A 9,745-nucleotide genomic window follows, 5' to 3' on the forward strand; every position below is an offset into this window, starting at 1 on the left:
AAACGGCAGTTCACTGGTGTTCGTCTTCTTTGGTTCATACCTGATACCTTTTCCGTAACGCTCACGACCAGAGCTTTTGACTCAAGCCGCAACTCCTTGTTCCGAAAGGTTATCTTTCAGACGCACAGATCCATATGTCCCCCGTGTCTGCTTGTGCGCCGCCAGTGATGTATATCTCCAGTACGGCTTCTGCCCTCACTGAAGGCTCCCTGTCAAGCCATGAATAATATCCGCTGGCAGAGACTTTCATGACCCGCCTAAGTAATGGCACTTGATACCGGAGCCGCAATTTCTCTATCATCGCGCACCTCGCTGCGACTCCTTTGCAAAGTACGCTGCCACTTTTTTTAATATGTCTCGCTCCATCTTAACCTCAGCAAGTTCACGTTTCAGCCTAGCCAGCTCCACCTCTTCCACCAACTTTGCCGCCTCTTCTCTAAACTCCTTCGTGTACTTCCCGTTAGTGACCCTTTCCAGTTGACACCTCCATATGAATTTCTTATTTTACTCTTTTTTGGTGTCCACTTTTTTCAGCTTACCTCAGTTTTAAGATAAATCAATGTTGCTTAGTTGCTTTTGTACTCATAGTATCCCCCTATTTTACAAAAAAAGTTAAGCGCAAAATCATGCGCGATATTATAATATACAAAACATATTTTATTAAGTAAATACTAATATAATCTATTATTGTAATAAATATAAGTATATTACCATCTGATACATACTAGTAACTTATATTTGTTACATATTAGTAACGGCGACTATATATATTATCGATAATAGTTTTAGCTATTTAGGAATTTTAAATATATTACTATCAGTATTCTTATTATTTATTATCGATTACCACACCGAAAAAATCCTCTTTATATTTTTTATCTCTTCGGCGAATATGGTGGTCTTTATCAGTTCATAGTCGAACTGCGTTTTTACTTTGAATCCCCGTTGGGTTTCTCGCACGAGGATTGCCCCCTGGCGGTCTGTCCGATATGTCGGTATGTCTCTTAGATTATTTAATACCTCCTGGGTTGGATGACCGAAGTGATTGTTTCTACCAGCGCTTATTACTGCTATCGACGGGTGTAAATAAGAGATAAATTCCTCTGATGTTCCCCACCGACTGCCGTGGTGCGATACCTTCAGGACATCTGAACGCAGTTTTTCTTTTAACCCTATGATGACATCTACACCCTCAGTTTCCAGGTCACCTGTGAACAGAAATGATGTATGCGCACCGGTCAGCTTAATCACTAGGGATGTGTTGTTGTTTGTCCTTCTGCTTAACAGTCCCAGTCCTTCTAAATCTTCGGGCGGGTGGAGGATGGCAAGCGTTACGTTGTCTATGGTGAACACGTCGCCGCGCTTCAGACTTATGTGCCTTCCCCTTAGCAGCTTCATGTCTTCATGGACAATCATGCCGTTGTCTATCAGATACTTTACGTCAAACTTTCTTAGGATATTGGGCAGCCCGCCAATGTGGTCACTGTCGCCGTGGCTTAATATCATGGCGTGGAGGGTGCTTTTCCCCCTGTATCTCATGTACCCCTCAAGCTGTCTGCCGTTGCTGCCGGTGTCAATGGCTATGGCCTTGCCGTTTGGCGTCTCAATAAGCGCTGAGTCCCCTTGCCCGACATCGATAAATGTTACGACAACTGTATTGGGGTAAGCAGTAAGATAATAAAAAATAACCAGAACTGCAGCTGCAGCCGACGTGACGGTAAACAATTTTATCTTTTTCAGGAAAAAACACAGCAATATCACATACGCTGCTATGACAAACACAAACGGGAATGCCTTCACATTTATCGATGAGTGTGGAATGCGGGCAAACCACTCTATTACGTCAAGTATATTTCTTGTTAAGAGACCGATGATTCCCGTAAGTGGAAAAAAACCTGATACGAGATATATAAATGAGCTGAACAGAATTATGGGCGTGATTAGCAGACACATGTACGGCACAACTATCATATTGGCTGGAAGCGAGACGGTTGAGCCACTGTGAAAGGCGTAGAGGATTATGGGCATTGTCCCAAGTGTGGCAGCAAGTGATACGATAACCGTATCCCTTATGTATCTAAAGGCCTGAGTTGTGTATGTGTACATTTTGGAGTCAGATTTTTTGATGTAGGTAAAAAATCTGTCTATAAAGTAAAACGATGGAATCTTCATACCGCTGGGTTTTTCATTCTCTGTGAAGTAAAAGTTGAAGCGGTCTGATGCCAGTCCTATAAACAGGCACGAAAAGAATGACAACTGCCAGGATGCCGTAAAAATCGACTCCGGGTCAATCAACTCAATGATACACGCGGCCAGAGCAAGGGTGTTCTTCCACTGCCCCTTTCTGCAAAGCACCAGGCCAACAAGAAAAAGCCAGCTCATTATAAACGACCTCAGGGCCGGAACACTCATCCCTGAGATTAATAAATATGCAGTCACTATGGGCAGTGTCAGAACTGCCGACAACTGTTTTGTGCTGATATGAATTGTCATTCCAAGCAGGAAGTTATAAGGCATACGGCTAAGTATGAGATTACTAATCCAAAATATCAGCACAGTAAGCATTCCAAAATGCGTCCCTGAGATGCTTAAGAGATGAGTAAGACCGGTTGCCCTGAAGTTTTCCCTTACTGGCTCACTTATGCCGGAGCCATCCCCTATGGTGATGGATTTAAGGACAGTTGAGGTATCACCGGTGAAGGCTGACTCAAGACGCCGGGCAAGCCGTAAGCGCTGTCTCTCGAAAAACCAGAGGATTGATTGAGATTCTTTTACCATCAGGAACCTTTTAGCAGTGCCGTTGAGCCTCATATCATATGAATAGCTGCCGGGTATATGCGGGGGGCTGTATAGTTTCATTTGTGTTAATATCGTCGCCTCTGTCCCCGGCATAAACCCCCTTGAGCGCGAATAAAAGATAGATACAGGTTTTTTGAATAACCCGGATGGTATTCTTACTTTAAATTCTTGTTGAAAAAATGGCGCTGCGGCGGGTTTGAACGAATGATAATCGACTTTTACAGGCAGGGAGGTAAATGTTCCAGTTATGACTAACTCACCGGGAGGTGGTTTTGAGTTTAGTTCTGCTGGGTCATATCTAAACCATGCGTAAAAAAAACCGGCTGACAGAATAATAAACAGTTTAAGCGGTAAACCCCTCTTTAAGAGAGATAACCCAAGAATACAAATCGTTACAATGACAGAGCATACGGGAAAGTACAGCTTGCCGTGAAATAGCACTACCCCTGAGATGAAGGACAGATATAGCCACATCTCTCAGGACATGGCTGCTCTGACTGCCTGCGCTATGGTTTCGCCTAATTGCTCTATTTGCTGTTGGTCGTTACCTTCGAGCATGACCCTGATCTTGGGTTCTGTGCCGGATGGCCGCACCAGTACCCTGCCTGTACCTTCGAGCTGTTTTTCTGCCGCTTCAATGGCTGAGACCACATCGGGGCATCTGTCTATCTGTTTTTTGACCGCGACTTTTACGTTTATCAGTACCTGTGGGTAGAGTGTTACGTCTGATGCCAGTTCTGAGAGCGTCTTCCCTGATTTATTTACGATGTTAAGCATCTGGACTGCGGAAATAGGGCCGTCTCCGGTGGTATTAAGCTGGAGCATGATGACATGGCCGGATTGTTCACCGCCAAAGTTGCAGCCGGTCTCAAGCATTTCTTCTACTACATATCTGTCACCTACCTGAGTGCGCAGTAGTTTGATACCGTGTTTTTGCAGGTAGTGTTCAAGCCCCAGGTTGCTCATGATGGTCGAGACTACGGTGTCGTTTTTGAGTTTTCCCTCGGACTTGAGTTCCTTAGCCCAAAGTGCCATTATCAGATCGCCATCGACGATTTTACCGGTTTCATCGCAAAACAGTGTCCTGTCGGCGTCGCCGTCGTGGGCAACACCTACGTGGGCGTGGTGTTTTACGACATATTCGGCTAGTCTGTCTATGTGCAGTGAGCCGCACTTTGCGTTTATGTTCTTGCCGTCGGGTTTATCGTTTATGCTGATGACATGGGCACCGAGTTCTGCAAGCAGTGTGGGGGTAACCTTATAGGCCGCGCCGTTTGCGGAGTCTACTACAACCTTTAGTCCATCGAATATGGCCTCTCTGGGTATGGTAGATTTCACGTACTCTATGTATCTGGCAGTTGCATCTTCAAGCCTGTATGCCTTTCCAATGTTATTTCCTGGACGGTTTGCTATAGTGAATGTCTCATTCAATACAAGCCCTTCGATTTCAGCCTCAAGCGAGTCCTTGAGCTTAAATCCCTCGGCACTGAATATCTTAATGCCGTTGTCCTGATACGGGTTGTGCGAGGCGGAGATGACAATGCCTGTGTCAAATCTGAGTGATTTTGTTAGATACGCGATACCTGGGGTTGGCAGAGGTCCAGTCAGAGTCACATTCATGCCCATAGAACATATACCCGAAGTTAGGGCACTCTCTAATATATAACCTGAGAGCCTGGTGTCCTTTCCTATGAGTATCATGTTCTTGCCATGTTTCTTGTGTAGTATCTTGCCTATGGCCATCCCCACTCTGACAACCATTTCAGGCGTTATGGGATATGTGTTTACTGTCCCTCTTATGCCGTCTGTACCGAAAAGTTTCATTTCTTTGCCCCCGTAGTTTTATCTGCCGTTATTGTTATTTTTATCTTTACGATGTCGTTTTCATAGCTTAAAGTTCTGTCCTTTAGCGCTAGGCGGACGGTCTTGTCGAAGGTGGCGTCTGCGTCTTTGACATAAACAGGTTCGGTCTCAATATACTCTAACTTATTTAGTGCCTGACGTGAACCTGTTGCTGATATTTCCTCCGGTGTGGAGGTTATCTCACTAACGGTAAAGCCATGTTTTGGTTCACCTTTAATTACTGGTTTTATTGGCAGCATCATAGTGAAGACCTCCTCTGTCCGCACTATGATGTTGGTCGGATTAAACCTGGCCAGGGTTATCGATGGAGGCATCTTTATATTATCCTTTGTGAAATAAAACATTGTCTCACCTTGCTTAACCTTTGACAGATCGACAAAGACGTTTATATCTTTTGGGAGGAGATTCTTTACGATTCTCTCCTGCCCCTTTATGGAGACATTTATGAACTTTGCGCTGGTCTTGGTTATTTCGACGCCTTTGGGTATGTTTTTATATTCTATGGGAAGCTCCATTATCACCTCTGACTGCCCTTTAAGAGTGACAATAAACCACAAGATCAGGGACAGTACGAGGGTAATTAGTTTTAGTTCCGTATTTTCTGTGAAAAATTTCTTCATTTGCGTTTTTTACCATGGTCTGCAAACATGTCGGTCAATAAGTTTCTCAAATGGGCCATATCAGTTTTCTTTTCTATTTCACCAGCAATAGCCGTAGACATGCTTCCAGTCTCTTCAGAGACGATTACCACTACGGCGTCCGTCTCTTCAGTTACGGCAAGGGCTGCCCTGTGTCTGGTGCCGAGGAGCTTGTCTATGTCCGGTCTGAATGTGATTGGCAGAAAACACCCTGCGGCAACTATCTTATTCCCGCTTATAACGACCGCGCCGTCGTGAATAGGCGATGTGGGATGAAATATACTTAGCAGGAGTTCCCTTGTAACACGCGCATCAAGATATGTCCCTATTTCGATGTAGTCTTTCAGGCTTGTATCCCGCTCAAGGATTATCAGGGCGCCGATTTTTCTGGCCGATAGGGAGGCGGCAGCTTTTACGATTTCATCGAGGGATTTCAGTTCCTCTGCCGATGTAGGCCGAAAAAATGAAGACTTTCCCATCTGCGCCAGTGCCCGCCTTATCTCCGGCTGGAACAACACAATTACCGCTATCACTATGTATGCCCAAAAGCTCTGTATCAGCCAGTCTATTGTGTATATCTTAAGATAGCCTGCTATCAGCGACATTACCAGAAGCACGCCGATTCCTATGAGCATCTCAACGGCACGTGTCCCGCGTATCAGCAGCAGCACCCTATAGAGGACTAACCACACAAGGAGGATGTCCAGTATGTCCTGCCACCGTATCTGTTCGATTATATCCATTTGTAATCTATGTTGTCTGTCGTTTGGTCAGTATGATTTTATGTTTGATAAGGGATATCTCCTTTATTTGTCCATCGAAAAACTTTTGTTCGCCGAACAGATTTTTGATAAACAGTTTTCCATCTTCCGGGCGAATAACGTCAACATTTTCTAAATAGAGTATCTCACCTTTGCCGTCATAATTATCTATATATACGTTTGCTTCACACATGTTTTACCTCCGTGCATAGTAATTTAATTCTCTCAACAAGTGATTCAACCAGATGTGGCAGCGGTTGTCTGTCTACACCGATGACCTCGATGCCCTCCTGATTCAGCGGGAGGAGGATTTTCTTTGCGTTTGCGATAGCGATGGCGTTTGCCATTTGGGGCGTCAACTCCCCCATCATGGAATTTGCCATGATAATGCTTATCGGGCCAAGTATAATGTCCACCTTGTGGACGTTTACCGCTATGGCATTTTCGCCGGTTGCGCCCTTGTTGGCCTTTGCCTTGAGCATAGAGGCAGTAGCCGCAGAGTTTGTACCCAGGGCGACTATCTCAAGTTCGTCGCCGAAATCGTCTCGCAGACGCTTTACTATCACACTGCCAATTCCGCCGCCTTGCCCATCTACAACCGCTATCTTAAGCATCACACTGTGCTGATATACAATATACCTTTATCACCGCTTTTTTAGTATAAATTAAAAAAATAACAGTGTCAAATATTGAAGTATTTTTTCAAAATCTTTATAATCCAGATATGAAGCATGAAGCAGCCCTTTACATTAAATCTGGATTGGCTGTATGATAAAAACACTGTTCACCGGTAAGTACGGTGAATGGCTGGCCGCGCGTCATCTGAAAAAGGGCGGCTATATCATACTGGAAAGGGGCTATAAAAACCCTCTTGGAGAGATAGATATAATCGCAATGGATGGTGAGCAGTTGGTATTTGTAGAGGTCAAGACAAGGACCTCTGATGAGTTTGGAGAGCCTTGTGAGGCTATTGATTATAAAAAGAAAAAGAAGATAATCAATACGGCAAGACTATACCTGAAGCAACATGGCGGTACTTCGGCTGTGCGATTTGACCTAATAGGTGTAAGCCTTTTTGTAAAGCCCCGAAAAGTCGAGCATATTAAGGACATATTTGAACTATGACAGACACACTTCTCAGCGTTGATAACGTAAGCATATATTTTAAGAGGCAGGGGGGCGACCTCAAGGTGGTTAACTCGATTGCCTTTGATGTGGCAAAGGGGGAGATATTTGGCGTTGTCGGTGAAAGCGGCTGCGGCAAGAGTATAACTGCGGCGGCTGTCATGGGGATACTCCCGCAAAATGCGTACTACAAAGGGGATATATACTTTAAAGGACAGAGACTTTCTGACCTAACGGTTGACCAGCAACGAGGTCTTCGCGGGAACAAGATTGCGATGATATTTCAGGAGCCGATGACATCGCTTAATCCAGTGCTGACAGTGGGTTACCAGATAGCCGAGGTGTTGATGGTGCATAAGGGGTTGTCAAAAACACACGCTATTGCGAGGGCGGTGGAGCTGCTTGGAGATGTAAAAATCCCCTCGCCCGCACTCAGGGTAAAGGACTATCCACATCAGATGTCAGGCGGCATGAGGCAGCGTGTGATGATAGCGATGGCGATTGCCTGCAATCCTGCCCTTGTGTTGGCCGATGAGCCTACGACGGCACTTGATGTTACCATTCAGGCGCAGGTCTTAAAACTCCTTCGGGGGATTCAGGAAAGATATAACATGTCGGTGGTGCTGATAACCCATGACCTGGGGCTGGTGTCAGAAAATGCTGGGCGTGTTGCGATAATGTATGCGGGCAGGATTATGGAGAGCGCTGATACGGCAACACTGTTTAAGCGCCCTGTACATCCCTATACAATAGGTCTTTTAAATTCCATACCTAAGGGAAGACACACCCCTCTGGTTCCCATCCCGGGGTTTGTACCAAAACCTGATAATCTGCCTGAGGGATGCAAGTTTTCAGACCGCTGCGGGTTTGCCGAAAAAAGGTGTAAAGAGGCCGAGCCGATGCTTCTAGAAATAGAAAAAGGCCACTTCAACCGGTGCATTTTAACCGGTAAGGCCGATACGTAGGGCCAGAATGAACGCAATGAATCTAATGGAAGTCCGGGGACTAAAGAAATATTTCCAGATGAGGAGCGGTTTTTTATCCAAGCCCCATCAGGTGCGGGCTGTTGATGGGGTAGATTTTACGATAGAGCAGAACAAGGTATTTGCAATAGTAGGGGAGAGCGGCTCTGGTAAATCCACAGTAGCGCGTTTGCTTCTGAGGCTTATAGAGCCGCAGGAGGGGGATGTGCTGTTTAAGGGTACGAATGTTCTGGCGTTGAGCGGGGATAAACTCAAGGCATACAGGCGTTCGGTGCAGATAATATTTCAGGACCCGTTTGCGTCGTTAAATCCAAGAATGAAGATATATGGCGCCTTATCTGAGCCGTTAAAGATACACAAGACGGTACCGAAATCACAGTTCAGGGAGCGCGTGAGGACAATGCTGGAGAGGGTTGGGCTGGACTCTGACGTAATGGAGCGTTACCCGCATGAATTCAGCGGTGGGCAGAGGCAGAGGATATGTATAGCGAGGGCGTTGATGCTGGGGCCTGAGCTTGTAGTGGCAGATGAGCCGCTTTCGTCACTGGATGTATCGATACAGGCGCAGATATTGAATCTCCTGATACGTATAAAAGAGGACATTGGGCTGTCATTTCTGTTTATAAGCCACGACTTAAGCGTAGTACAGTATTTTAGTGACAAAATAGCGGTGATGTACCTTGGCAAGATAGTGGAGATGGGAGAGACTGCGGAGTTATTTGACAATCCCATGCACCCGTATACGCAAATGCTGATAGAATCAGTCCCAAAGATAATAGGGGCAAAGACAACCCCGAAGCCCCAGAAGTCCCATCAGCCAGAAGATACAGCAGCAGACACACCAAGCCCAATAGAGATACCGGAGGGATGCCCATTCCACCCCAGATGTCCAAAAAGGTTTTCTCCCTGTACGACCACAGTACCGGAACTTAAACCCAGCAACGGCAGATTGATTTCATGCCACTTAACTGCTGAAATATAGGTACAATGTGAAGATTTTTTTACTGAGAAAGATATGCTGAGAAGTATTATTTAATAAATGCCTTGAGCATAGCGAACATTGCCAATAACTGCCCGGCCCAAAATAGAAACATCCATTTTAATGTATCGGACTTGGACTTCTCGATTTTGAGTTCGAGGTCAGATCTCACGGATTCGATTTTGAGTTCAAGGTCAGATCTTATGGTTCCCATCTTGAGTTCGAGGTCTGATTTTATAGAATCAATCTTACGTTCATGGTTAAGCAGTTCCATTTTTAGCTCTCTAATATCGCTTTTGGTAGCCAAATCTTCACGCGAGCTAATTTTAGCGTCATTGATAACAGCAATGAGGGCATCAACGCCGTCATCTCCAAGCCTTTCACGCAATGGTTTAGGAATCGTTATTACACTCATATCTCAATTATAGCCTAAGTATAAGAAATACTGCAACCAACACAGGGCAAACACATTTGAAAATTACGCAGAAATTGCCTATACTTTTAGCATACGACCGATGCTTTCCTGATAGGGGTAGGGAAGGTTTTCGCCTCCCCTCCCTCCGAACCGTACAGGCGGATTTCCCGCATACGGCTCTC

The 9,745-nt window shown here is 45.3% G+C and carries 11 protein-coding genes; 3 read left to right on the top strand and 8 right to left on the bottom strand.

Annotated features, from left to right (window positions below; genetic code table 11):
• Positions 1–109 precede the first annotated feature (109 nt).
• From ASN18_RS17235 to ASN18_RS11340, 7 genes are all read right to left on the bottom strand, one after another.
• On the bottom strand, positions 110–301 hold the full coding sequence (locus ASN18_RS17235; protein WP_157072950.1) for a hypothetical protein: 192 nt from the start codon (positions 299–301) through the stop codon (positions 110–112).
• Positions 302–843: 542 nt separating this feature from the next.
• A complete protein-coding gene (locus ASN18_RS11315; protein WP_085052857.1) occupies positions 844–3,273 on the bottom strand; it encodes a DNA internalization-related competence protein ComEC/Rec2 in 2,430 nt (809 codons plus the stop codon).
• Positions 3,274–3,276: 3 nt separating this feature from the next.
• A complete protein-coding gene (glmM, locus tag ASN18_RS11320; protein ID WP_085052858.1) occupies positions 3,277–4,623 on the bottom strand; it encodes a phosphoglucosamine mutase in 1,347 nt (448 codons plus the stop codon).
• Positions 4,620–5,282, bottom strand: a complete 663-nt coding sequence (locus ASN18_RS11325) for a CdaR family protein (protein ID WP_085052859.1) — start codon at positions 5,280–5,282, stop codon at positions 4,620–4,622. Before ASN18_RS11325 ends, glmM begins: the two co-directional genes overlap by 4 nt.
• On the bottom strand, positions 5,279–6,043 hold the full coding sequence (gene cdaA / locus ASN18_RS11330; RefSeq protein WP_085052860.1) for a diadenylate cyclase CdaA: 765 nt from the start codon (positions 6,041–6,043) through the stop codon (positions 5,279–5,281). Before cdaA ends, ASN18_RS11325 begins: the two co-directional genes overlap by 4 nt.
• Positions 6,044–6,050: 7 nt before the next feature.
• Positions 6,051–6,254: a CooT family nickel-binding protein gene (locus ASN18_RS11335; RefSeq protein WP_085052861.1), complete on the bottom strand. Its 204-nt coding sequence runs from the start codon at positions 6,252–6,254 to the stop codon at positions 6,051–6,053.
• Positions 6,247–6,675, bottom strand: coding sequence for a DUF3842 family protein (locus ASN18_RS11340; protein ID WP_085052862.1), 429 nt, complete (start codon positions 6,673–6,675; stop codon positions 6,247–6,249). Before ASN18_RS11340 ends, ASN18_RS11335 begins: the two co-directional genes overlap by 8 nt.
• 154 nt (positions 6,676–6,829) lie before the next feature.
• Here ASN18_RS11340 and ASN18_RS11345 point away from each other — a divergent pair, with 154 nt between their 5' ends.
• From ASN18_RS11345 to ASN18_RS11355, 3 genes are read left to right on the top strand one after another with little or no spacing between them, the layout of a single operon-like run.
• On the top strand, positions 6,830–7,186 hold the full coding sequence (locus ASN18_RS11345; RefSeq protein ID WP_085052863.1) for a YraN family protein: 357 nt from the start codon (positions 6,830–6,832) through the stop codon (positions 7,184–7,186).
• Positions 7,183–8,151, top strand: coding sequence for an ABC transporter ATP-binding protein (locus tag ASN18_RS11350; RefSeq protein WP_085052864.1), 969 nt, complete (start codon positions 7,183–7,185; stop codon positions 8,149–8,151). The genes ASN18_RS11345 and ASN18_RS11350 overlap by 4 nt, the downstream gene beginning before the upstream one ends.
• Positions 8,152–8,158: 7 nt before the next feature.
• Positions 8,159–9,151: an ABC transporter ATP-binding protein gene (locus ASN18_RS11355; protein ID WP_085052865.1), complete on the top strand. Its 993-nt coding sequence runs from the start codon at positions 8,159–8,161 to the stop codon at positions 9,149–9,151.
• A gap of 46 nt (positions 9,152–9,197) precedes the next feature.
• Here ASN18_RS11355 and ASN18_RS11360 read toward each other — a convergent pair whose 3' ends face one another.
• Positions 9,198–9,563: an LA_3696 family protein gene (locus tag ASN18_RS11360; RefSeq protein WP_085052866.1), complete on the bottom strand. Its 366-nt coding sequence runs from the start codon at positions 9,561–9,563 to the stop codon at positions 9,198–9,200.
• Between the last annotated feature and the right edge of the window lie 182 nt (positions 9,564–9,745).

This window comes from Candidatus Magnetominusculus xianensis (assembly GCA_001541255.1).
Taxonomy (GTDB): domain Bacteria; phylum Nitrospirota; class Thermodesulfovibrionia; order Thermodesulfovibrionales; family Magnetobacteriaceae; genus Magnetominusculus; species Magnetominusculus xianensis.

Excerpts from the sequence above, each read along its gene's own strand:
- ASN18_RS17235 (WP_157072950.1), bottom strand. The coding sequence starts at position 301 with ATGATAGAGAAATTGCGGCTCCGGTATCAAGTGCCATTACTTAGGCGG.
- ASN18_RS11315 (WP_085052857.1), bottom strand. The coding sequence starts at position 3,273 with ATGTGGCTATATCTGTCCTTCATCTCAGGGGTAGTGCTATTTCACGGC.
- glmM (WP_085052858.1), bottom strand. The coding sequence starts at position 4,623 with ATGAAACTTTTCGGTACAGACGGCATAAGAGGGACAGTAAACACATAT.
- ASN18_RS11325 (WP_085052859.1), bottom strand. The coding sequence starts at position 5,282 with ATGAAGAAATTTTTCACAGAAAATACGGAACTAAAACTAATTACCCTC.
- cdaA (WP_085052860.1), bottom strand. The coding sequence starts at position 6,043 with ATGGATATAATCGAACAGATACGGTGGCAGGACATACTGGACATCCTC.
- ASN18_RS11335 (WP_085052861.1), bottom strand. The coding sequence starts at position 6,254 with ATGTGTGAAGCAAACGTATATATAGATAATTATGACGGCAAAGGTGAG.
- ASN18_RS11340 (WP_085052862.1), bottom strand. The coding sequence starts at position 6,675 with ATGCTTAAGATAGCGGTTGTAGATGGGCAAGGCGGCGGAATTGGCAGT.
- ASN18_RS11345 (WP_085052863.1), top strand. The coding sequence starts at position 6,830 with ATGATAAAAACACTGTTCACCGGTAAGTACGGTGAATGGCTGGCCGCG.
- ASN18_RS11350 (WP_085052864.1), top strand. The coding sequence starts at position 7,183 with ATGACAGACACACTTCTCAGCGTTGATAACGTAAGCATATATTTTAAG.
- ASN18_RS11355 (WP_085052865.1), top strand. The coding sequence starts at position 8,159 with ATGAACGCAATGAATCTAATGGAAGTCCGGGGACTAAAGAAATATTTC.
- ASN18_RS11360 (WP_085052866.1), bottom strand. The coding sequence starts at position 9,563 with ATGAGTGTAATAACGATTCCTAAACCATTGCGTGAAAGGCTTGGAGAT.